This window comes from Arthrobacter sp. ZGTC412 (genome assembly GCF_002929215.1).
Classification (GTDB): Bacteria; Actinomycetota; Actinomycetes; order Actinomycetales; family Micrococcaceae; genus Arthrobacter.
This window is the reverse complement of the sequence record NZ_PJII01000002.1, coordinates 213,389-236,577: the sequence shown is the minus strand read 5'-3', so window position 1 is coordinate 236,577 and position 23,189 is coordinate 213,389. Positions and strand designations below refer to the sequence as shown.

The 23,189-nt window shown below is 65.4% G+C and carries 15 protein-coding genes and 1 pseudogene; 8 read left to right on the top strand and 8 right to left on the bottom strand.

Annotated features, from left to right (window positions below; genetic code table 11):
- Positions 1-3: 3 nt before the first annotated feature.
- Genes CXQ88_RS04235 through CXQ88_RS04225 form a run of 3 tightly spaced genes read right to left on the bottom strand, consistent with a single transcriptional unit; the run spans position 4 to position 3,906 of the window.
- Positions 4-648, bottom strand: a complete 645-nt coding sequence (locus tag CXQ88_RS04235; protein WP_104042913.1) for a Maf family protein — start codon at positions 646-648, stop codon at positions 4-6.
- A gap of 28 nt (positions 649-676) precedes the next feature.
- Positions 677-3,199: an MMPL family transporter gene (locus CXQ88_RS04230; RefSeq protein WP_104042912.1), complete on the bottom strand. Its 2,523-nt coding sequence runs from the start codon at positions 3,197-3,199 to the stop codon at positions 677-679.
- A 17-nt stretch (positions 3,200-3,216) separates the two neighbouring features.
- On the bottom strand, positions 3,217-3,906 hold the full coding sequence (locus CXQ88_RS04225) for a TetR/AcrR family transcriptional regulator (RefSeq protein ID WP_104042911.1): 690 nt from the start codon (positions 3,904-3,906) through the stop codon (positions 3,217-3,219).
- Positions 3,907-4,080: 174 nt separating this feature from the next.
- Between CXQ88_RS04225 and CXQ88_RS04220 the strand changes: the two genes are divergently transcribed.
- Positions 4,081-4,635, top strand: a complete 555-nt coding sequence (locus CXQ88_RS04220) for a hypothetical protein (protein WP_104042910.1) — start codon at positions 4,081-4,083, stop codon at positions 4,633-4,635.
- A gap of 79 nt (positions 4,636-4,714) precedes the next feature.
- On the opposite strand, the gene CXQ88_RS04215 is transcribed toward CXQ88_RS04220, so the two are convergent.
- Both CXQ88_RS04215 and CXQ88_RS04210 read right to left on the bottom strand, forming a co-directional pair.
- Positions 4,715-6,154: a dicarboxylate/amino acid:cation symporter gene (locus CXQ88_RS04215; protein ID WP_104042909.1), complete on the bottom strand. Its 1,440-nt coding sequence runs from the start codon at positions 6,152-6,154 to the stop codon at positions 4,715-4,717.
- Positions 6,155-6,326: 172 nt separating this feature from the next.
- Entirely contained in the window at positions 6,327-6,911 is a 585-nt protein-coding gene (locus CXQ88_RS04210) for a helix-turn-helix domain-containing protein (RefSeq protein ID WP_104043063.1), read from the bottom strand.
- A gap of 120 nt (positions 6,912-7,031) precedes the next feature.
- Between CXQ88_RS04210 and CXQ88_RS04205 the strand changes: the two genes are divergently transcribed.
- A complete protein-coding gene (locus tag CXQ88_RS04205; RefSeq protein WP_104042908.1) occupies positions 7,032-8,096 on the top strand; it encodes an NAD(P)/FAD-dependent oxidoreductase in 1,065 nt (354 codons plus the stop codon).
- 59 nt (positions 8,097-8,155) lie between these two features.
- Here the strand turns inward: CXQ88_RS04205 and CXQ88_RS04200 are convergent, their stop codons facing one another.
- From CXQ88_RS04200 to CXQ88_RS04190, 3 genes are read right to left on the bottom strand one after another with little or no spacing between them, the layout of a single operon-like run.
- On the bottom strand, positions 8,156-9,844 hold the full coding sequence (locus CXQ88_RS04200) for a DUF885 domain-containing protein (RefSeq protein WP_104042907.1): 1,689 nt from the start codon (positions 9,842-9,844) through the stop codon (positions 8,156-8,158).
- 39 nt (positions 9,845-9,883) lie between these two features.
- Entirely contained in the window at positions 9,884-10,111 is a 228-nt protein-coding gene (locus CXQ88_RS04195; RefSeq protein ID WP_258061679.1) for an acyl-CoA carboxylase subunit epsilon, read from the bottom strand.
- Entirely contained in the window at positions 10,108-11,691 is a 1,584-nt protein-coding gene (locus tag CXQ88_RS04190) for an acyl-CoA carboxylase subunit beta (RefSeq protein ID WP_104042906.1), read from the bottom strand. The genes CXQ88_RS04195 and CXQ88_RS04190 overlap by 4 nt, the downstream gene beginning before the upstream one ends.
- A 222-nt stretch (positions 11,692-11,913) precedes the next feature.
- Between CXQ88_RS04190 and CXQ88_RS04185 the strand changes: the two genes are divergently transcribed.
- From CXQ88_RS04185 to CXQ88_RS04160, 6 genes and pseudogenes are all read left to right on the top strand, one after another.
- The gene (locus tag CXQ88_RS04185) at positions 11,914-12,801 is read left to right on the top strand and encodes an SDR family oxidoreductase (protein ID WP_104042905.1); all 888 of its coding nucleotides are present in this window, start codon (positions 11,914-11,916) and stop codon (positions 12,799-12,801) included.
- A gap of 35 nt (positions 12,802-12,836) precedes the next feature.
- A complete protein-coding gene (locus tag CXQ88_RS04180; RefSeq protein WP_104042904.1) occupies positions 12,837-13,745 on the top strand; it encodes a biotin--[acetyl-CoA-carboxylase] ligase in 909 nt (302 codons plus the stop codon).
- Positions 13,738-14,337: a PH domain-containing protein gene (locus CXQ88_RS04175; protein ID WP_104042903.1), complete on the top strand. Its 600-nt coding sequence runs from the start codon at positions 13,738-13,740 to the stop codon at positions 14,335-14,337. The genes CXQ88_RS04180 and CXQ88_RS04175 overlap by 8 nt, the downstream gene beginning before the upstream one ends.
- Entirely contained in the window at positions 14,327-15,454 is a 1,128-nt protein-coding gene (locus CXQ88_RS04170) for an adenylate/guanylate cyclase domain-containing protein (RefSeq protein ID WP_104042902.1), read from the top strand. The genes CXQ88_RS04175 and CXQ88_RS04170 overlap by 11 nt, the downstream gene beginning before the upstream one ends.
- Before the next feature lie 307 nt (positions 15,455-15,761).
- Positions 15,762-21,914 carry an Ig-like domain-containing protein gene (locus CXQ88_RS04165; RefSeq protein ID WP_104043061.1) on the top strand — a complete coding sequence of 2,051 codons (6,153 nt, stop codon included), beginning with the start codon at positions 15,762-15,764 and terminating at the stop codon, positions 21,912-21,914.
- Between the two features lie 157 nt (positions 21,915-22,071).
- Positions 22,072-23,189 (top strand): annotated as a pseudogene (locus CXQ88_RS04160) (Ig-like domain-containing protein); the annotation flags it as partial.

Below are 23,189 nucleotides of genomic sequence, written 5' to 3'. Positions count from 1 at the left end.
CCTTTACGCCGCAGGCCACAAGTCGGTGATGCGCACCTGCGCCTGGGCCAGCAAACCGCGGAGTGTGGAGACGGACAGGCCGACGACGGCGTGCGGGTCGCCGTCGACCTTCCGGATAAAAGCCCCACCCAGCCCGTCGATGGTGAAGGACCCGGCGCAGTGCAGCGGCTCGCCGGTGGCGATGTAGGCGTCAATCTCCGCCGCATCCATCTCAAGGAAGGAAACCTCCGCCGATGCCACCGTCCCGAGGGTTGCGCCCGTGCCCGGGTCAGCGCCGTCGTCGGGTTCCGTGTCCCTGCAGTCCACCAGCCAATGTCCCGTGTGCAGCACGCCGGCGTTGCCGCTCATCCGCAGCATCCGCTCGCGGGCGACGGCGGCGGTGTACGGTTTGCCGTGCGCCTCGCCGTCGAACTCGAAGACGGAGTCGCACCCAAGTACCAGCGCCCCTTCCGCTTCCGGCAATGCCGCCACCGCCTCCGCTTTGGCCCGGGCCAGTAGCAGGGCGGTATCGTGCGGGTCCGTGACACCGTAGCGTGCCTGGACGGCATCCTCGTCAACGTCAGACACCAGGACCGAATGCCGGATGCCGGCCTCTGCGAGGAGTTTGGTGCGGGCGGGGGACTGGGAAGCGAGAATCAGGCGGACCACGGCCCCAGCCTAGTTGATCAGCGCCGGCCTAGTGGACCAGTGCCCCTGGCGCCGGTGCTGCCTCGGGCTTGCTGAGTTTGGCGCCTTCCACGTCGACGTCCGGCAGGATCCGGTCCAGCCAGCGGGGGAGCCACCAGGACTTTTCGCCGAGCAGGTACATCACGGCCGGAACGATGGTCATGCGCACCACAAACGCATCCAGCAGGACACCGAACGCCATCGCGAAGCCGAGGGGCCGCACCATGGTGAGGTGGCTGAAGATGAAGCCGGCGAAGACGCTGACCATGATGATCGCCGCGGCCGTCACCACGGCGGCAGCGTGGCGGAAGCCCACCCGGACCGCCTGCTTGGCCGAGGAACCGTGCATGTACGCCTCGCGCATTCCGGAGGCGATGAACACCTGGTAATCCATGGCCAGGCCGAACAGCACACCGATCAGGATGATCGGCAGGAAGCTGAGGACAGCACCGGGGTTGGCGACGTCGAACACGCCACCCAGCCAGCCCCACTGGTACACGGCCACCACGGCGCCGAACGCCGCGGCGAGGGAGAGCAGGAAGCCGCCGGTTGCAAGGAGCGGCACCACGATGGAGCGGAACACCAGCATCAGCAGGATCAGGGAAAGTCCGACGACGATCGCCAGGTAGGGCGGCAGGGCGTCACCGAGCTTCGTGGAGACGTCCACGTTGCCGGCGGTCTGGCCCGTGAGACCCATCGCGACGCCGTATTCCGAGTGGATGTCGTCGTTGAGGCCCCGGAGTTCCGAGACCACCTGCACGGTGCTGGCGCTGGCCGGGCCTTCCTTGGGGATGACCTGGAATACGGCGGTCCGGCGGTCCTCGCTGAGGGCAACGGGCACGGCGGCCACCACGTTGTCCACCGCGCGGAGTTTGTCAGCGACGTCGTACTGCAGCGTCTGTGCCTGGGCCTCGTCAAGGTTTGCGGGGAATTCACCCACGGCCACGATGGGGCCGGTGACGCCTTCGCCGAAGCTCCGGGCGGTCAGGTCGTAGGCCTGGTAGGCCTCGGAGTCCACCGGTTCGGAGCCGCCGTCGGGCAGGGCAAGCTGCAGTTGGGTGGCGGGCAGCGCGAGGGTGCCCAGGAGGAGTACGCCGGCCAGGAGTGCCAGCACGGGGTGCCGGGTGACTAGGCCGCCCCAGCCGTGGGTGCTGCGCTCGCGGTCCTGGGCTTCGTCGGTTGCTTCGTGGCCGGGCTCGGCGTTGTGGGCCTCGGCTTTGGCCCAGGCGCGGCGGGAGATGATGCGCCGGCCGATCAGGGACAGCATGGCGGGGGTGAGCGTGATGGCCACGAGGACTGCTGCGGCCACGGTTCCGGCCGCGGCCAGGCCCATCACGGCGAGGAAGGGCAGGCCCGGGACTACCAGTGCGGCCAGGGCGATGATCACGGTAAGGCCGGCGAAAACCACCGCGTTGCCGGAGGTGCCGGTGGCGCGGGCCACCGATTCTTCCTGGTCCATGCCTGCCAGGAGTTGGGTCCGGTGCCGGTTGACGATGAACAGGGAGTAGTCGATGCCCACGGCCAGGCCGAGCATAAGGGCGAGCATGGGGGAGATGGAGCTCATGTCGAAGAGGCCGGAGAGGGCGAAAGTGACGCCCACGCCCACGCCGACACCGATCACTGCCATGAGCAGCGGCAGCCCGGCGGCGATGAGCGTCCCCAGCATGATGATGAGGACCAGGGCCGCGACGGCGATGCCGATGATCTCGGCTGCACCGAAGAGTTCGGAGATGTCCTCGGTGATTTCCTTGCTGGCATAGGCGGTGACGCCGGCTGCGGAGGTCTCATGGGCGATGTCCTGGACCTGCTGGCGGACCGCGGGGCTCAAGCCGTTGATGGAGGTGCTGAACTGTACCTGTGCGACGGCGGCGCGGCCGTCTTCGGAGACGAAACGGATGGCCGAGGAAGCCTCCGCCTGGCGCTTGCCCAGTTCCAGCTTGGCCTTGCCGGCTTCGAGTTCCCGGGTGCCGGCGTCGAGCCTTGCCTGGCCTTCGGCGAGTGCTGCCTGTTGCTGGCCAAGCTGTGCCTCAATGAGGGCGGTTGGAGCACCGGCCGCTGCGAGCTGCTGTTCGGCGGCTGCGAGCTGGGCTTTGCCGGCCTCGAGCTCGGTGCGGGACGCATCCAGCTGTGCCTGGCCCGCGGCAAGCTGCTGCTCGCCTTCGGTGATGGACTGCCCGGCCTGGTCCACCTGTGCCTGGGTGGCGAACGGATCCACGGTGCCACGGACATCCGGCACGGACTCAAGCTTTTTCAGAGCGTCAGTGACGGCGCCGCGGCTCTCGGCCGTGAAGCCGCCGTCGGGCGCTTCAAACACGATCGTGGCGGTGCCCCCGGAAGCTGAAGGAAGTTCTGCCTTCAGCTTGTCCGCGATGCGCTGCGTTTCAGTTCCGGGGATCTGGAAGTTGTTGGACAGCGTGCCATGAAAGGCGGCAGCCGAGCCGCCCACGGCCACCAGGGCAGCCAGCCACAGCGAGATGACCAGCCAGCGCCGGCGGTAGGAGAACTTGCCCAGGCGGTATAGGAGCAGTGCCATGAAGGAAACCGATCTGATCAGGAGGAACGGGAGTCGGAAGATGAAGAAGAAGGCGGCTGGACTGTAGCGAAGCCGGAGCCAAGGAGCGCCATGGCGTCGATGAGCAGCTGACGGAGTTCGGCGAGGGAAGCCGGCGAGAGGTCCGCGCCGCGGCGGGCAAACCAGACTTCCATGGCCGCCTTGCCACAGGAGATCACGGAGCCGGCGAAGGCGCGGAGGTAGAGCTCGTCCGCAGCGCCGGGCGTTCCCGCCGCGCGTTCCCGGGCAACCGTAGTGATCTGTTCCCGGCAGTGGTCCCAGGCTTCCAGTTCCGAGTGGGACATCAGGCTGCTCTGCTGGGTGAGGCTGAATAGCTCCGCCAGAGGCGCCACGGTCATGGGGTCCGCGAGGGCCATCAGGGCCGCCTGCGCTGACTGCAGGATCGGTTCGTCAGCCGGCCGGAGTCGAAACTGCTGGATCGCGTTGTCGAGGAAGCCGTGTGTAACGGACGCGAGGGCGGCATCCGTGCTGCCGAAGTAGTTGAAGAAGGTGCGCCGCGAAATTCCTGCAGCATCCGCGATGTCCTCCACAGTGAAGCTTCCCGGGCCTCGGCTGCGCAGCAGCGACAGGGCAGCCTCCGTGATTGCCTGGCGGGTCGCTGCCTTGTTCAGCTCACGGCGGGAAGGGCTGGCCGACGCAGGTGCTGTTGGCTCGATGGAGGTTGTCACGCTCTTACACTATGTGCAACTTTGCACCCTGGGCAAGTTTCAGGACGCCCACTTTCACAGGAAGATGAAAGGTTCCGAACAGCTCTTCCAGAACCTGCGCCGCGATGCTGGGGATGCCTCCGAAGAGGCGAACCATCACCAGCCGTCACCGACGGCGGATCCAGGAGACAAGAGATGTCACGCACAAAGAAAATGACCCTCGCCCTGTCAGCCACGGCGCTGGCCCTTGGCGCCGGGATCGGAGTTGCCGGCATGGCCTCCGCCACCAGCACGCCCACTCCCAACCCCAGTGCCAGCTCCAGCGCCTCCGCAGACGCGGGCACCGGGCACGGCGGCGGGATGGGCAAGCATGGCGGCCGCGGTGGGGAGCGGGGCGTCGCCCAGGCATCGGCGCTCGCGGCAAAGCTCGGGGTGGAGGAAGCCAAGGTAACTGAAGCGCTGCAGGCTTTCCGCGAGGCGAACAAGCCGGCGACCCCGCCCACGGACGGTACGAAGCCGGATGCCGCCACCCGTGATGCTGCTCTGGCCAAATCCCTTGCTGCATCGCTGGGCGTCGAGGAGTCCAAGGTCACCACTGCGCTGGCGGAGCTCCGCACCGAGAAGCAGGCAGAGAAGGCTGCTGCCCTGAAGACGCGGCTGGATCAGGCGGTGACGGACGGAAAGCTGACCCAGGCTGAGGCTGACGCAGTCACTAAGGCCGTGGAAAACGGCGTCGTCGGCGGCCACTGACCCCTCCTGCCCACGCAAAAAGAAGTCCCCGGGAAAACTCCCGGGGACTTCTTTTTGCAGCAGGGGTGAGCAGCGACCCTTAGGCCTTCACGTCCGCCAGTTCACGCGTTGTGGTGTCCGTGGAGGTTCCGTCGGACGGAGCGTCAGCGGCGTCCACAGTATCGTCAACAAACGGGGTGCCGTTGCGGGGTGCGTTGTACAGGGCCTCGTCCAGGATGCCCTGGCGCTTGGCGACGATGGTGGGGACGAGTGCCTGGCCCGCAACGTTCACAGCCGTGCGGCCCATGTCCAGGATGGGGTCAATGGCCAGGAGCAGGCCGACGCCGGCAAGCGGCAGGCCCAGCGTGGACAGCGTCAGCGTGAGCATAACGACGGCGCCGGTGGTGCCGGCGGTTGCCGCGGAGCCCAGGACGGATACCAGTGCGATCAGCAGGTACTGGCTGAAGTCGAGCTGGATGCCGAAGAACTGTGCCACGAAGATGGCCGAGATGGCGGGGTAGATGGCAGCGCAGCCGTCCATCTTGGTGGTGGCGCCCAGCGGCACGGCGAAGGAAGCGTAGCCGCGGGGCACGCCCAGGCTGCGTTCGGTAACCCGCTGGGTCAGGGGCAGGGTGCCCACCGAGGAGCGGGAAACGAAGGCCAGCTGGACGGCGGGCCAGACGCCGGAGAAGTACTGCCTGACCGACAGTCCGTGTGTGCGGACCAGGATGGGGTAGACCGCGAAGAGCACGAGGGCCAGGCCAACGTAGATGGCGAAGGTGAACTTGCCCAGCGAGCCGATGGTGTCCCAGCCGTAGACAGCGACGGCGTTGCCGATGAGGCCCACGGTACCCAGCGGCGCGATGCGGATGATCCACCAGAGGACCTTCTGGATGACGGCCAGCGCAGAGGCGTTCAGGTTCAGGAAGGGCTCGGCAGCCTTGCCCACCTTGAGCGCGGCAACACCTACGGCGATGGCGATCACCAGGATCTGGAGCACGTTGAAGCTGACGGAGGTGGTGACGGCGCCGGATTCGGCGACGGTGGAACTGGCGCCCAGTCCGAGGAAGTTCTTCGGGAACAGGCCGACGAGGAAGGACCACCAGTCACCGGACTTACCGGAGTACTGGGCTTCTTCGGTGATGCCAGTGTTGGCGCCGGGCTGCAGGAGGACGCCCAGGCCGATGCCGATCAGCACGGAGATCAGGGAGGTAATGGCGAACCACAGCAGCGTGTTCCAAGCCAGCTTGGCGGCGTTGGACACCTGGCGCAGGTTGGAGATGGAGCTGACGACGGCGGTGAAGATCAGGGGTACGACGGCGGTCTGCAACAGCGATACGTAGCTGGAGCCGATGGTCTGGAGTGTGGCTCCGAGGCCGTTGGGGCTGGCTTTTGTGCTGCCGGTGTATTTGGCCAGCAGGCCTAGGCCCAGCCCTACGATGAGGGCGGCGATGATCTGGAAGCCGAACGAACCAGCCCATTTGGGCAGCTGGAAGCCGGTCCTTCCTGCGGATTCTGGGGTGCGGGTTGATGTGCTCACCCGAATACGCTAGAGCCCACCCCTTATCACGGCTAACCGATGTTGAGAAATGTTACGGCGCCACTTGAATACGAAGAATGCGGAAACCCGATAAACCGGCGTCTTTCGGCGTCTTTGTTAAGTTATTCCCGCGGCCCATGTGCTTAACCTCTCGCTTCCTCGGACTTTTCTGCTAGGTAATCCTGGGCCGCGCGCGCACGTGCATCCGTTCACCCTGCTGCCCGAACAGGCTGATGAACTCGACGGGCCTGCCGTCCGCGCTTGCGAACCAGTGCGGCGTCCGGGTGTCGAATTCCGCCGCTTCACCCGGGCGGAGTTCAAAGTCCTTCTCGCCCAGCACCAAACGCAGCCGTCCGTTGAGGATGTAGAGCCATTCATAACCCTCGTGGACGCGCGGATCGGGCTCAGCCCCACGGGCGTCACCGGCCAACACCATCTTGAAGGCCTGCAGTCCGCCCGGGCGGCGCGTGAGCGGAACGGCCGTCATGCCGGCATGGGTGATTGGCTGCAGGTGAATTCTCGGATCCCCTGTGGGCGGGGCACCCACCAGATCATCGAGCGGCACACCGTACAACCCCGCGAGGGGCAGCAGGATTTCCAGGTTCGGCCTGCGCTGGCCGGATTCCAGGCGGGAAAGGGTGCTCACCGAGACTCCGGAAGCGGACGACACCTCCCCGAGGGTGAGGTTTCGCTCAGTGCGGAGTGCCCGAAGCCGGGGGCCGACAGCCCCGAGAACACCGTCCAGATCATGTGCCATGCTGTTCATTTTGCCATATCAGCAAGAACAGTTGCCAGCCGGACGTGATGCGGAGGACGCTTGTATCGCCGCCCGGGGACCTGTGCGGCGACTTACGGGACGCGACGAAGGACAATCAGTATGGACACCAAACGGTATGACGTTGTGATCGTTGGCGGCGGCGCCGCAGGACTTAGTGCGGCCACAACACTGGCCCGGGCGTTGCGCTCGGTGCTGGTCATTGATTCTGGAACTCCACGCAATGCCCCGGCGGCAGGCGTGCAGGGGTACCTTTCGAGGGATGGAGTGCACCCTTCGGAACTTTTATCCATGGGACGCCGCGAGGTGCTTTCCTACGGCGGGACAGTGGTTGAAGGCGAAGCCGTTTCGGCACGGCGAACCCCGGACGGATTCGAGGTGATTGTCGGCAATGGCCACCGGTTCTCAGGCCGACGCCTCCTGGTCACCACCGGCTTGACAGACGAACTGCCTCCCATCGATGGGCTGCGGGAGCAATGGGGAAAGGGTATTGTGCACTGCCCCTATTGCCATGGCTGGGAAATCCGCGGGCAAAGCATTGGCGTGCTGGGTACAGGTCCCTTGTCGGTCCATCAGGCGCTGCTGTTCAGGCAATGGTCCGGCGACATCACTCTTTTCCTCAACGACACCGTGGAGCCCACTGACGAGGAATGGGACAAGCTCGCTGCCCGGTCCGTGGCGGTGGTTGCCGGACCGGTCGCATCCGTTGACGCCGTCGGGGGTGTCCTCACAGGACTGACGCTCCGCCAGGGAACCTCGTTCGACATAACCGCGCTCGCTGTCGGCACTCGGATGGAGGCCAGGTCCGCCCTTCTGGAATCGCTCGGGTTGACTTCCCAGGTGCACCCGTCGGGAGCGGGTCGGTTTATCGGGACTGACGCCATGGGGACGACAGATGTCCCCGGCGTTTATGCGGCGGGCAACGTCTCCAATCTGATGGCCCAGGTGATCACCGCGGCCGCCGAAGGTGGCATGGCCGGCGCAAAAATCAACGCAGACCTCATCGAAGAGGAAACCCGGTGGGCCGTCGAGGGGCATTTCGGCCCCTTCTCAGCCGCCTCGGAAGCGGCAGTCTCCAGGGTGGTGATGGGTCAGCGACGCCATGGCCTTGATGATGAGGCGAAGGCCGCCGGTATCAGCCCTGCTGTGACAGTGGAAAAGGGATGAGCACGGAGGGGAAACCCGACGGTACTGGGTCACCACCCCTGAACGAATCCGTGGGCAGATCAATCACTGAGCAATGCGCGCCTCAGGGTGTCGAGTCCTACGGAGCCCACGTTCAAAGCGCGGGTGTGGAACTCCTTCAGGTCGAACCCGGGGCGGGCTTCGAGTTCTGCGCGGATCTGCTCCCAGAGGCGCTGGCCCACTTTGTAGGAGGGGGCCTGGCCCGGCCAGCCGAGGTAGCGGGTGAACTCGAAGTTGAGCTGTCCCTCGCTGATGGGCAGGTTCTGTTTGAGGAATTCGTAGCCCTTGTCCGGGTCCCAGGTGCCGGAGCCCCAGCGTTCGGGGACCCGGAGTTCGAGGTGAACGCCAATGTCGAAGACCACGCGGGCGGCGCGCATACGCTGCATATCCAGCATGCCCATGTGGTCGCCCGGATCATCCAGGTAGCCAAGTTCCTGCATCAGGTTCTCGGCGTAAAGGGCCCAGCCTTCGCCGTGGCCGGACGTCCAGCAAACGTTTCGGCGCCACTTATTCAGCAGTTCGCGGCGGTAGGTGGCAGTGGCCACCTGGAGGTGGTGGCCCGGGACGCCCTCGTGGAAGACGGTGGTGGTTTCGGCCCAGGTGGTGAACGTGTCCTCACCGGCCGGGACGGACCACCACATCCGGCCGGGGCGGCTGAAGTCGTCGGAGGGGCCGGTGTAGTAGATGCCGCCCTCATCCGTGGGGGCGATGAGGCACTCTAGCTTCCGCATGACATCCGGGATTTCGAAATGGACGCCGGCAAGTTCGGTAACCGCTTTGTCCGAGAGTTCCTGCATCCACTCCCGCAATGCCTCTTTGCTTTTCAGCCGGCGTGCGGGGTCGTTGTTCAGGATGTCCTTGGCTTCGGCGATGGTGGCACCGGCCTTGATGGTGTGCGCCACCTGTTCCTGCTCGGCAATCAGACGGTCGAGTTCCTCCACGCCCCAGGCGTAGGTTTCCTCCAGGTCAACGGTCGCGCCGAGGAAGGAACGAGAGGCCAGCGCATAGCGGGCGCGGCCCACGGCGTCCTTCTCTGGCGCGGCGGGCAGCAGCTCGGTCCGGAGGAATTCTGCCAGTTCGGCGTAGGAACGTCGGGCGGCGGCAGCCCCGGCGTCGAGCTCTTCCTGAACCGCCGCCGGCAAGGGCCCGGAGGCCGTGGAGGCTCCTGCCGAAAGCTTCGCGAAGAAGCCGTCCTGGGCGGCATACTTTGTGGCCTGCTCAATAACGATGCTCACCTGCCGTGCAGCCGCAACCCGGCCGGCGTCCCGGGCAAGCCGCAGGGATTCCATGTAGCCGCGGATCGCCCCTGGAACGTTTGATGCGCGGCCGGCAATGTGCTGCCAGTCCTGTTCCGTCTCCATGGGCATGAGGTCGAAAATGGAGCGGATGTTCTGGGCGGGGGAGTCGATGTTGTTCAGGTCCGCGTAGTCCCAGCCGGACGCGTGGATCAGCAGCTGAAGGCCAAGCCGCTCCTGCATGGCGTCGAGGGTGACGGCGTCGACGTCGTCCTCGGGCTCGAGTCCCTCAAGTTCCGTGAGGGCCTTTCGGGCAGCCTCGGCGAGTTCCGCGAGGCCGGCCGGCGAGAAGTCCTGAAATTCGGTCTCGTGTCCGGGCACGCCAAGGGTGGTGGCGAGGGACGGGTTGAGCCGGATAAGCGTGTCCGTGTAGTTGTCCGCGACGGCGTCGATGCGGGTTATCGGGCGGGCGGCAGGAACAGTGTCTGTAGTCACACTCCGAGACTAACCCCCCGGATTGCGAACGGTGGGGATTCAGCCGCGGCTTCGCTTCCAGGCCCCCGGTCCGGGGGTGGGTGCCAGCCGCAGCTGCTGCCGGCGCACCCACTGGCGCACCGATGGCTTGTTGGCGAGGGCCGGTTCGGCACCTCCCAGGGAGAGGACGACGGCGGTGAGTGCGGCCAGTTCCTCGGCCGTCGGCTGGCCTTTGACAACAGAGAGCAGCGGCGCGGTGGGTGCGCTGGTTTCGTGGGGGAGCGTCACAGCGGGATGTTCCCATGCTTCTTGGTGGGAAGGCTGGCGCGTTTGTCGCGGAGCGCGCGGAGGCCCTTGATGATTTGGGTCCTGGTTTCGGAGGGGGCGATGACGGCGTCCACGTAGCCGAGTTGGGCGGCCTGGTACGGGTTCAGCAGCTCTTCTTCGTACTGCTGAATGACCTCGGCCCGCCGCGCTTCGACGTCGCCGCCGGCTTCGGCCACTGCGGACAGGTCGCGGCGGTACAGGATGTTGACTGCGCCCTGCGCGCCCATAACGCCGATCTGCGCCGTGGGCCAGGCGAGGTTCAGGTCCGCGCCCAGCTTCTTTGAACCCATCACGATGTAGGCCCCGCCGTATGCCTTGCGGGTGATCACGGTGAGTTTGGGAACGGTGGCCTCGGCGTAGGCGTACAGGAGCTTGGCGCCGCGGCGGATGATGCCCTGGAATTCCTGGTCCTTGCCGGGCAGGAAGCCGGGAACGTCGACCAGGGTGAGAATGGGGATATTGAAGGCGTCGCAGTGGCGGACAAAGCGGGCTGCCTTTTCCGACGCGGCGATGTCCAGGGTGCCGGCGAACTGCAGGGGCTGGTTGGCCACGATGCCCACCGTGTGACCCTCCACCCGGCCGTAGCCGATCATGACGTTGGGGGCATACAGGGCTTGCATTTCGAGGAAGTGGCCGTCGTCCACGATCTGCTCTACGACGCTGCGCATGTCGTAGGGCTGGTTCGCCGAATCCGGGATCAGCGTGTCCAGGGCGAGGTCGTCGTCGGAGACCTCCAGCTCCTGCTGGTGCTCCAGCACGGGGGCCTCGGAGAGGTTGTTGGAGGGCAGGAAGTCCAGCAGTTCGCGGACGAACTCGATGGCGTCGGCTTCGTCGGAGGCCAAATACGTGGACGTGCCGGTAGTGGCGTTATGCTGGCGGGCGCCGCCCAGGGTTTCCATGTCCACATCCTCGCCGGTGACAGTCTTGATGACGTCGGGGCCGGTGATGAACATGTGGGAGGTCTTGTCCACCATCACCACGTAGTCGGTGAGCGCGGGGGAGTAGGCGGCGCCGCCGGCGGAGGGGCCCATGATGAGGGAAATCTGCGGCACCACACCGGAGGCATGGACGTTGTTGCGGAAAATGTCCGCGAACATGGCCAGCGACGCAACGCCTTCCTGGATGCGGGCTCCGCCGCCGTCGAGGATGCCGACCACGGGGCAGCCGTTGCGCAGCGCGAATTCCTGGACCTTGACGATTTTTTCGCCGTTGACTTGGCTGAGGGAGCCGCCGTACACAGAGAAGTCCTGGCTGTAGACGGCTACGGGGCGCCCGTCCACGGTGCCGTAACCGGAGACCAGGCCGTCACCCAGGGGCTTCTTCTTCTCCATGCCGAAGGCGGTGGAGCGGTGCACTGCCAGGGCGTCGAATTCCACGAAGGAGTCTTCATCCAGCAGGAGGGCGATGCGCTCCCGGGCGGTGTTCTTGCCGCGGGCGTGCTGTTTTTCGATTGCTTCGGGGCCGGAGGGCTGTTCGGCACGGGCCTGGCGGTCGCGGAAATCGGCGATCTTTCCCGCTGTCGTTGTCAGATCGTGGCTCATCAAATATCTCCGGCTCTGTAGCAGATTGGTCCTGTGGCGCTGTCCTTGCTGGCAGGTCCGATGCGGGAGTTAAGTAGCATCCACACAAAAAACGAACCCTGCTGGCTAGTCTAATGACGCTTCTGGCGCCCGCCGCTGTAGAAAACCTACAATTTTCTGCCGTGCCGCAACCGGCAGCAGTATGTTACTCGCCAGTAACATAACTGGGCTACAGTGGGTTTTATGACTTTGAGTAATGATGCTTCGGGATCCCCGGCAAGCCCCTACCGGCCCACTGGCTCCCTCCGTGGCCGCACCGTACTGATGTCCGGCGGAAGCCGCGGGATCGGGCTGGCAATTGCCGTCCGGGCAGCGGAGGACGGCGCCAATATTGTGCTGATGGCCAAGACCGGGGAGCCGCATCCGAAGCTGGAAGGCACGGTGTACACCGCCGCCGAACAGTTGGTGGCGGCCGGTGGCCAGGCACTTCCGCTGGTTGGCGATGTCCGGCGTGATGAGGACGTGGAGCGCGCTGTCTCAGCAGCAGTTGAGCGCTTCGGGGGCATCGACGTCGTTATCAACAATGCCTCTGCCATTGACCTGTCCCGAACCGACACCGTGGACATGAAAAAGTACGACCTGATGCAGGATATCAACGTCCGCGGGACATTCCTGCTGTCAAAGCTGGCGCTGCCCTCGCTTCGCGCCTCCGCCGGCGGGCACATCCTCACCCTCTCACCGCCGCTGAACCTCGATCCGCACTGGGCCGGGAAGCACCTGGCCTACACCATGGCGAAGTACGGGATGAGCCTGACAACCCTGGGGTTGGCGGAAGAACTGAAAGCGGACGGGATCAGCGTCAACTCGCTGTGGCCGTGCACCCTGATCGACACCGCAGCCATCCGCAGCATGCCCCACGGCGAACAAATGGTCCAGGCAGCGCGCGGCCCGCAAATCATGGCTGATGCCGCGCACGCCATACTCACCGGGGCAAACCTTCACGCCGGCGTCGCTGTCAGCGGCAACTTTTACACGGACGAGGAAGTCCTCGCTGCAGCCGGTGTTGCCGACTTCAGTCCCTACAGCCTGGGGGCTCCCGAGGACCGGCTGGTGCCGGACATCTTCCTGTAGGCGGGACCTCCTACCCATGTCGGTAGGATTTAGCTATGGATGACGCACATACCCCCGGTACGCCCTTGGACCGGAGGGACCTGGCGGACCAGAACTTTCTGTCCGCCACCGGCATCCCGCGGCTGGAGGTGGTGGATTCCACCGGGTCCACCAACGCCGACCTCCTCCGGTCCGTCACGGTGGAGCCCGCTGCCTGGCCGGACCTGTCCGTGCTCACCGCCGAGTACCAGACAGCTGCCAGGGGACGGCTGGACAGGCACTGGGAAGCGCCGCCGCTGAGCTCCATCCTGGTCTCGGTTGTCCTGCGTCCGGCCAACGCCGAAGGGCGCCCGCTGCCCACACAAAGCTATTCGTGGTTGTCCCTGATTGCCGCGCTGGCGTTGCGCGAAACCCTGCTGGAAACCGCCGGACTTCCGGCGGAGCTGAAGTGGCCCAACGACGTCCTGGTACGCGGGAAGAAGATCGCGGGCATCCTGGCCCAGCTGGGCCCCATGGTGGACGGCTCTGTGCCGCCTGTCATCCTGGGAACCGGCCTGAACGTTACCCTCGATGCAGCGGAGCTGCCTGTTCCCACCGCCACGTCGGTGGTGCTGGAAGGGACCCGGACGGCGGACCGGACCGTGCTTCTGAAGAGCTACCTTTCGAAGTTCGCCGTGCTGTACCGCAGCTTCTGCAATGCCGACGGCGATCCGGCGGCAGGGATGGCGGGCGGCGCGTCGCTGCACAAGCGGGTTGAGGCTGTCATGGTCACCCTGGGCAAGCAGGTGCGGGCGCAGCTTCCGGGGGACCACGAGATCATCGGCCACGCGTCCCGCCTGGACGAGTACGGGTCGTTGCTGGTGGTGGACCGCGACTCCCGCGAGCACGTGGTCACCGCCGGGGACGTAGTGCACCTGCGACCGTGGACCTCCCCGGACGCCTCCGGCCAAGGCGGTTATGCGTAAAGACCTTTTCCCGGGCGAGCAGGTGATTGTCTCCACTCGCCCGCAGCCGAGGAAGCTCGCAGGCGCCATGGTCGCCTTTATTCTTTCGCCGGCGATTGCGGCCTACTGCTCCGCCTGGGTGATCCGCGGAGAAGCCGGGCGTGCTTTTCCCGCTCTTTCGGGCCGTTGGACTCCCTGGCTGGTGATGGGGTGTGTCCTCGCGGCCGCTTCGGTGTGGCTGGGCTTCTGCCTGCCAAGGCTGCTGCGCTGGCACAGTACCCGCTATACCCTGACCAGCAGGCGGCTGGTGGCCAGGTCTGGAATGTGGAAGCGGAGGGACCAGCAGGCGCACCTGGCTTCGGTCCGCAACCTGACTGTCCATGAGTCGGTCCTGCAACGTCTCTTCCGCTCCGGGAATATATCCTTGGAAATCGGATACCAGGGAGTGGTCACGTTCCCTGATGTGCCGGAAGTAGCCAGGTTCCGGGACTTCATCCTCGACGCCATCGGGGACCTGCCGGACGAGCACGACGCCCAGCCGGGCGGAACAACGGATTACCCCGCCGGAGCTTTGCCGTGGGACAAGAGAGAAGGTGGACCAGATGAACGATGAGCACCAGCAGGAAAGTGTCGAGTCCATCACGCCGCCCGCTCCGGCCGCCGACGCCCATCCCGCCACCGGCACCATGTCCGCCGAACGGCTGGCGATGAAAGCACTGGAAGCCCGGCTGCTGGGCGGGGAACGCAAGCTCCGCCGTCGTGAAGTCGCCGCCGGCGCAGGGTTGTCCCTGCTGTCCGCGCGCAAACTTTGGCGTGCCCTCGGGTTCCCCAACTTCGGTGACGAGGACGTTGCCTTCACCGAGCGCGACCAGGCGGCCCTCTCCACCGTGGTGGACCTGGTCCGGTCCGGAAAGCTGACTGAGGAAGCCGCCATCTCCGTCACCCGCTCCATCGGCCAGATGACGGACCGCATGGTGGTCTGGCAGATCGAAGCCCTGGTGGAAGACATGGTTCACGAACAGGGCGTTACAGATGCCGTCGCCCGCAAGCGCCTGGTGAATGAGCTCCCGGCGCTGGTGGACGCGCTGGAGGAAATGCTGGTCTACTCCTGGCGCCGTCAGCTCAACGCCGGTATCCAGCGGCTCGCGGTCCGCGCCGAGGCCGGACTGCAGGCCAGCGAAGAAGGCCGCGAAGGCGACGAGGACGACGCCCCGCTGCCCCTGGCGCGCGCCGTCGGCTTCGCGGACCTTGTCTCCTACACCAGCCTGTCCCGGCGCATGAATGAAAAAACGCTGGCCCGGCTGGTCCAGCGTTTCGAAAACAAGTGTGCGGAAATCATCTCCGTTGGCGGCGGGCGCCTGGTCAAGACCGTGGGTGACGAAGTCCTCTACATTGCGGAGACCCCGGCTGCAGGCGCCGAAATTTCTTTGGCGCTGGCCCAGGCCTTCACCGAAGACGAGATCCTGCCGGAAGCCAGGGTGGCGATGGTCTGGGGCAGGATCCTGTCCCGGCTCGGCGATATATACGGCCCCACTGTTAACCTCGCCGCCCGGCTGACTACGCTGGCCGACCCGGGAACGGTGCTGGTGGACTCCATGACGGCCTCCGCGCTGGAGCACGACGAAAGGTTTGTCGTGCTGCCGCAGCCTCCGGAAAATGTCCGCGGCTTTGGTGAGATCCGCCCGGTACGCCTCACCCGCGGGCTCGGCAAGGGGCTTGTCCTCGACTAGCAGGTTCATTTTCCGCGCTGGCCAACAGTCCTCGCGGGGTTTGTCCATTTGATGGTCTATCGCTGTATAGTCGGTCCCGTTGCTGATGCCGGCGGCTGTGGGGAGGGCTCCCCATCGCAGCCGGAAAGGACAATGGATAAGCTTGCCATTGGACATCCGGCCCTGCCGGATTCCGTTCGGGCGCCCCGCCGGGCGCCCAATGCCAGGTCTCATTTCGCTCCACAGGGGCGACGCTTCAATCAAGGCACGGGGCGAAAGCCCCGGGCAGCAGCTGCCGCGCGCAGCGCTAATCAGGGGAATCAACGCTGTGACAAGTCTGCTGGGGAAGCTTGGGCTGAAGAGGCGCTATAAGAAGTTTGTTGGTGGTACGGCGTTTGGTGCTGCTGTGGTTGTGGTGGTGACGGGTGCTGTGTTGTATCCGGGGTTTAAGACCACTGAGGTGGAGTTGAATGACGGTGGCGTGTGGGTGGTGTCGAAGTCCAGGAATGCTGTGGGGCGGTTGAATTATCCGTCGCGGGTGCTGGATGGTGCGGTGACGCCGGCGTCGACGACGTTTGAGATTTTGCAGGATGCCGGTGAGGTGTTTGTTGATGATGAGTCTGGTTCGACGTTGAATCAGGTGTCGCCGGCGAATATGCGTTTGGGTGGGGATAAGCAGTTGCCGGGGGCTGCTGATGTGAGTTTCGGGTCGGCCGTGATTTCGGTGACGGACGCGGCGTCGGGGAAGGTGTGGGCGGTGTCGCCGTCCACGGTGAACGGTTTTGATGAGGAAGCCAGCGAGCCGGTGCTCGTGGGGTCCGAGGGTACGGTGTCAGCGGTGGGGGAGGATGACCGGATTTATTCGGCTGATCCGAAGTCGGGTGTGGTGACGGTTACCGGTGTTGATGCCAATGGTGCGGTGGTGTCCTCGGAGTCCGAGACCTGGGGTGAGTTGAAGGGGTCGGGGGACCTGCAGGTCACGGTGGTGGGGGACAGGCCGGTTTTTTTGGATGCGGCGGCGGGGAAGTTGTTCCTGCCGGGCGGGAAGCGCCTGCAGTTGGACAATGCCCGGGAGGCGAAGCTGCAGCAGGGCGGTCCGGGCAGTGACTTTGTCGCTGTCTCCACGCAGAAGGCGTTGTTGAAGCAGCCGCTGGATGGCGGCACCGCGAAGACGGTGACGTTCGATGGTGAGGGTGTGCCGGCTGCCCCGGTGCAGGTGGGCGGGTGTGTGCATGCGGCGTGGTCGGGTGCGAACAAGTATGTCCGGGATTGCGTCAATGATGTTGATGATAAGAATGTGGATGTGCCCAAGGCGAGTGCGTCGCCGTCGTATGTTTTCCGGGTGAACCGGGACCTGGTGGTCCTGAACGACGTGAACTCCGGCAACGTGTGGCTGGTCAACCAGAACATGCAGCTCGTGAACAACTGGGACGACGTCATCCCGCCGCAGCAGACCTCGGACGACGCCGACAAGGACTCAGCGGACGAGGTACAGCAGACCGTCCTTCCGGACCGCACCAAACCCAACAGCCCGCCCGTTGCCAAACCGGACACCTTCGGGGTGCGCGCCGGAAAGACCACCATTCTCCCCGTGCTGGACAACGACTCCGACCCCGACGGGGACATCCTGACCGTTCGAACCCCTGGGCCCCCCCAGTCCGGCCTGCTCTCGCCCATCTACGGCGCCACCGGTTTCCAGGTCGGCATCGGCGCTGACGAGACGGGCTCTGAGGCCTTCAAGTACACGGTCGACGACGGCCGCGGCCTCTCCGGCTCCGCCGACGTCACGCTCAACATCATCCCTCCGGGGGAGAACTCCGCCCCGCGGCAGAAGCCCAACCGCAACACCACATTGGTGGTGCAGGCGGGCAAGGTGGTCAGCCAGAACATCCTTTCCGACTGGATCGATCCCGACGGCGATGACCTCTTCGTCGTCGGCGCGTCCAGCAACGACCCCCGCGACCAGGTTAAGATCCGTCCCGACGGGCTGCTCAGCTTCCAGGACTCCGGGTCCGAACCCGGACGCAAGACCGTCACGGTCACTGTTTCGGACGGCCGATCCACGACTGAGGGCAAGGTCACCGTCGACGTGCGGCCGGCGGGCGCCCTCCCGCCGATTGCCAACGCGGACCACCTGGTGGCTGTTGCCGGGGTGGACATAGTGATCGCTCCGCTGAAGAACGATTCCGACCCGCAGGGCGGCGCGCTGCGGCTTGCCCAGATCACCCCGGACGGCAACTCCACAGCCGTTATGGGCGCCGACCAGCAAACGTTTACGTTCAACTCCGCCGCCCAGGGCGCCCACTACGTCACCTACCTCGTCACCAACGGACCAGCCAGCGCCCAGCAGTTGGTGCGCATCGACGTCGTGCCTGGTGGTGGCGACGCCGCCCCGGTGGCGGTCCGCGACACCGCCCTGCTGCCCAGCGGCGGCAGCGTGCTGGTGGACGTCCTCGGAAACGACTCCGACCCCTCCGGCGGTGTGCTGGTGGTCCAGTCGGTAACAGCCGCGGACGGGCTTCCGCTCAGCGTCGCGGTCCTGGACCACTCCGTTGTGCGGATCACCGACCTACGTGCCCAGGGCCAGCTCACCGTCAGGTACACGATCTCCAACGGCAAGTCCTCCGCCACCGGCGAAATTTCGGTGCTGCTGGTCCCTGCCCCCGCCAAGCTGCAGGCGCCGCAAGCCAAGCCCGATGAGGCTACCGTCCGCGCCGGGGACGTTGTTACCATCCCCGTGCTGGAAAATGACACGGACCCCAACGGCGGCAAGCTAACCCTGGAACCCGCGTTGGCACAATCACCCGACGCCGCAGACGGCCGTATCTTCACCTCCGGGCAAAACGTGCGTTTCATCGCCAGCGACGTGCCCAAAACGGTGTACGCAATCTATAAGGTCACCAACGGCTCCGGGCAATCCGACTCCCAGCAGGTGACCATCCGGATCCGCGCCCGGGACGACCAACTCAACACCCGGCCGGAGCCAAAAAACCTGACCGCCCGTGTTGTGGCAGGCATGACGGTCCGCATTCCCGTGCCGTTGGACGGCGTCGACACCGACGGCGACTCCGTGCAGTTGACCGGCGTGGATAAAGCCCCGGCGATGGGAACGGCGGTAGTCAGGGACGGCTACCTCCAATTCACGGCCGCAGGCAACGCAGCCGGCACGGACACTTTCACCTACCGGGTCCGGGACCGCATCGGCGCCGAGAACACAGGCACGGTGATCGTTGGCATAGCGCCGCAGGAGACCAACAACCAGAAACCGATCGCCATCGACGACGCCGTCGACGTCCGTCCCGGACGGAAGATCGCCGTCGACGCGCTCACCAACGATTCGGACCCTGACGGCGACCCGATCGCTTTGGTATCCAACGGCTTCGAAGCCCGCCCCGAACTCGCCGTTGAAGCAGCTGACGGCGGCAAGGTACTGCTCACGGCGCCCGCCGCTGCCGGCAACGAAAGCGTCAGCTACAAGATCCAGGATGACAAAAAAGCCCAGGCCAGCGCAGTGCTCCGGGTCCGGGTGAGCCCAGACGCTGCATTGAAGATTCCGCTCGCCAAGGATGACGTGGTCACCCAGGCGGAGACGCTGGGCAAGTCCGCGGTGGACGTTCCGGTGCTGAAGAACGACGCCGATCCCGACGGCGTCGCCTCCGAGCTGAAGATCAGCCTGCCTGACGGCAACCCCAACGCACGCGTCACCGGTGGCGGCACCGTCCAGGTGACGCTCGCGCCGGAGGACCAGCTGGTGCCGTACAGCGTCACCGATGTTGACGGCCAAAGCGCGACGGCGGTCATCTGGGTTCCCGGGCAGGGTGAACAGCACCCCACCCTTGCAAGGACCGACGTCGTCGAAATCATGTCCGGCAAAGAGGTCACACTGGACCTGAACGAATACGTCCGCGTCCGGGAGGGCCGTACGCCGCGGATCACCCAGGTGGACAAGGTCCGCGTCCAGGGTGCGGAGCCGGACAACATGGTGGGCGGAAGCGGCAGCGCCCTGCGCTATGCAGCGCTCAAGGACTACGTGGGCCCGGGCTCTGTCACGTTCGAAGTGACCGACGGTGCCGGCCCCGAGGACCCGCAGGGCCTCAAGTCCACCCTCAGCATCATCACCAAGGTCATCCCGGACCCGAACGCCAACCACCAGCCAACATTCAGCGGTGCCACCCTCGAGGTGCCAAAGGGTGATTCCGCCACCCTGGAACTGGGAAACCTTGCCAAGGACGTCGACTCCGGCGACCAGGAAAAGCTCAAGTTCGAACTCGACGGCGCCCTGCCCGACGGCTTCAATGCCAGCGTGGACAACGCAACCCTGAAGGTGACCCCCAACTCGGCCAGAGACGCAGGCTGGAAGGGCAGCATCCCGCTCAAGGTCACCGACGGCAGGTCCGAACCGGTTCGAGCCACGGTTACGGCCACCGTCGTTGCCTCCAGCCGGCCGATGCCCGTGGCCAACGAGGACGTGGTGGACAAAGCCGACGCCGGTGCATCCGAGACCGTCAACGTGCTCGCGAATGACTTCAACCCGTTCCCGGAGACGCCGTTGCGGATCACTTCCGCAACAGTGGAAACCGGCTCCGCCGCCGGGCAGCCGGCAGTTTCGGGCGGCTCCATAGCCGTCACCCCGGCCAGCGGTTTCAAGGGCGTGATGGTGGTGCGCTACACCGTTATGGACAAGACCGACGACATCTCCCGCCAGACGGACGGACGGATCCGGATCACCGTCCGCGACCGGCCCGACGCGCCGTCCGCGCCCACGGCAACGGACGTCCGGAGCCGGACCGCCGTGCTCAAGTGGACACCGCCGTCGGACAACGGCGCGGCCATCACCAAGTACACCGTGCGCTCCGGCAACGGGTTCAGCCAGGACTGCGCCACCACCACCTGCACATTGACCGGGCTGACCAATGACGTCAAGTATGTCTTCACCGTCACCGCAACCAACGAAGTCCGCGAATCCGATCCCTCGCCGGCATCCAACGAAATCCGGCCGGATGAAAAACCCTCACCTCCGGACGCCCCCACGGTCAAGGCCGGCGACAAGAACATGGAGATCGACTGGCCCGCAGCCAAGACCGAGGGCTCGCCGGTAAAGAACTACAACCTGGAAATCTCCCCTCCGCCAGCCAACGGGATAGCGGTCAAAAACGGCGTGACCGGACTGAGCTACACCTGGCCGGGACTGACCAATGGGGTGCGCTACAAAGTGCGTGCCCAGGCCGTCAACGAGCTCGGCCCTTCCGACTGGGGTCAATACTCTGCCGAGGACAACCCGGCCGGCGTCCCGGCTGCTCCGCCGGCGCCGACGTCGTCGGTGGCATCCTCCGTGGGAACCTCCAACCAGCTCAAGGTTGACTGGAACGAGCCAAACACCAACGGCGATGCCATCAGGAACTACCACGTCACCATGAGCGGCGGTGGCGGCGCGGCCCAGACACAGGTGGTGGCCGGCACCGTCCGGACTGCCAACTTCACCGCCAGCAACTCCGAGGCGTCATACACCTTTACAGTGCAGGCCGAGAACAAGGCCGGCAAAGGTGCAGTCAGCGCGGCATCGGCTCCGCGGCGGGCCACAGGCAAGCTCGCCCAGGTCTCGGGTGTGTCCGCAACCGAAGCCAATACCGGCGGTGCCGGCCGTTCCGTCACCATCAACTTCCGGGAGCTCACCGCAGCGGAACGCAACGGCTCAACGTATGCCGAGGTCAGCTACACCTACCGCGCCAGCACGGGCCAGGCAGGGCCCATCAAGCCGGGGCAAACCGTGGGCGGCTTCACCAACGGCGACGCCACCTCGATCACAGTGGTGGCCACTTCCACCGTGGCGCCGAGCTCCGACGCCAGCGCCCCGGCAACCGTGAATCCCTACGGCGCGCCCGGCAGACCGTCGGCCTCCGGGGCGGACGGTGCCGAGAACCAGAAAAACCTGACTTTGAGCTGGGCCTCGCCCGCCGCCGGAAGCCACGACATCGCCTACACCCAGATCAGGATCGACAACGGCGGCTGGGAACGGGTGGCGCCCTCCGGCAGCCGCACGATCAATACCGGCGGCTTCAGCGAGCGGCACTCGATAGAGGTCCAGACCGTCAACTCGCGCGGCACCGGCGGGCCGGTCGCCTCGGCATCAGCACAGTCAGGCGCGGCCAAGACACGGTGGACCACGCGACTGAACGCCGGGATGTACCGCAGCTGCACGGACCTGCCCGGCGCTACCTCCTACGACAACAGCAGGCCAGGAAACTTCACGTGCGACGGTCAGAGCGGAACGAACCGTCCCTGGATGGGCGCCGCGGACGTCTTCGACATCATGTGCTGGAAGCCGCACGGCACCTACTACAGCGGAGACGGGCAGTGGTACTACATCATGCGGGGCTCTCCCAACCAGACGCGCTGGATCGACTCGGGACACACCACGATTGGCCCGCCCGCGCAGAGCGGCGTACCGCTGTGCACCTTCCCGGTGGGAGCCACACCATAGCCGGGCACGGGCCGGGCCAGGACCCGGCGCCGGGCAGGGCTCCCCACCGCGGGGGTTGGAAGGGTTCGGTAAGCTTGCGCCGGGGAAATGAGGGCTTGGTGCCAGTCTCGCGAACGGGCCGCCATAAGGCCACACAATCTGGGGGAAAAATTTCGCTGTGACAAGTCTGCTGGGGAAGCTTGGGCTGAAGAGGCGCTACAAGAAGTTTGTTGGTGGTACGGCGTTTGGTGCTGCTGTGGTTGTGGTGGTGACGGGTGCTGTGTTGTATCCGGGGTTTAAGACCACTGAGGTGGAGTTGAATGACGGTGGCGTGTGGGTGGTGTCGAAGTCCAGGAATGCTGTGGGGCGGTTGAATTATCCGTCGCGGGTGCTGGATGGTGCGGTGACGCCGGCGTCGACGACGTTTGAGATTTTGCAGGATGCCGGTGAGGTGTTTGTTGATGATGAGTCTGGTTCGACGTTGAATCAGGTGTCGCCGGCGAATATGCGTTTGGGTGGGGATAAGCAGTTGCCGGGGGCTGCTGATGTGAGTTTCGGGTCGGCCGTGATTTCGGTGACGGACGCGGCGTCGGGGAAGGTGTGGGCGGTGTCGCCGTCCACGGTGAACGGTTTTGATGAGGAAGCCAGCGAGCCGGTGCTCGTGGGGTCCGAGGGTACGGTGTCAGCGGTGGGGGAGGATGACCGGATTTATTCGGCTGATCCGAAGTCGGGTGTGGTGACGGTTACCGGTGTTGATGCCAATGGTGCGGTGGTGTCCTCGGAGTCCGAGACCTGGGGTGAGTTGAAGGGGTCGGGGGACCTGCAGGTCACGGTGGTGGGGGACAGGCCGGTTTTTTTGGATGCGGCGGCGGGGAAGTTGTTCCTGCCGGGCGGGAAGCGCCTGCAGTTGGACAATGCCCGGGAGGCGAAGCTGCAGCAGGGCGGTCCGGGCAGTGACTTTGTCGCTGTCTCCACGCAGAAGGCGTTGTTGAAGCAGCCGCTGGATGGCGGCACCGCGAAGACGGTGACGTTCGATGGTGAGGGTGTGCCGGCTGCCCCGGTGCAGGTGGGCGGGTGTGTGCATGCGGCGTGGTCGGGTGCGAACAAGTATGTCCGGGATTGCGTCAATGATGTTGATGATAAGAATGTGGATGTGCCCAAGGCGAGTGCGTCGCCGTCGTATGTTTTCCGGGTGAACCGGGACCTGGTGGTCCTGAACGACGTGAACTCCGGCAACGTGTGGCTGGTCAACCAGAACATGCAGCTCGTGAACAACTGGGACGACGTCATCCCGCC

Coding starts and splice junctions, on each gene's coding strand:
- CXQ88_RS04205 (WP_104042908.1), top strand. CDS start 7,032: ATGGACACCAAACGGTATGACGTTGTGATCGTTGGCGGCGGCGCCGCA.
- CXQ88_RS04175 (WP_104042903.1), top strand. CDS start 13,738: ATGCGTAAAGACCTTTTCCCGGGCGAGCAGGTGATTGTCTCCACTCGC.
- CXQ88_RS04185 (WP_104042905.1), top strand. CDS start 11,914: ATGACTTTGAGTAATGATGCTTCGGGATCCCCGGCAAGCCCCTACCGG.
- CXQ88_RS04230 (WP_104042912.1), bottom strand. CDS start 3,199: ATGGCACTGCTCCTATACCGCCTGGGCAAGTTCTCCTACCGCCGGCGC.
- CXQ88_RS04220 (WP_104042910.1), top strand. CDS start 4,081: ATGTCACGCACAAAGAAAATGACCCTCGCCCTGTCAGCCACGGCGCTG.
- CXQ88_RS04170 (WP_104042902.1), top strand. CDS start 14,327: ATGAACGATGAGCACCAGCAGGAAAGTGTCGAGTCCATCACGCCGCCC.
- CXQ88_RS04190 (WP_104042906.1), bottom strand. CDS start 11,691: ATGAGCCACGATCTGACAACGACAGCGGGAAAGATCGCCGATTTCCGC.
- CXQ88_RS04210 (WP_104043063.1), bottom strand. CDS start 6,911: ATGGCACATGATCTGGACGGTGTTCTCGGGGCTGTCGGCCCCCGGCTT.
- CXQ88_RS04180 (WP_104042904.1), top strand. CDS start 12,837: ATGGATGACGCACATACCCCCGGTACGCCCTTGGACCGGAGGGACCTG.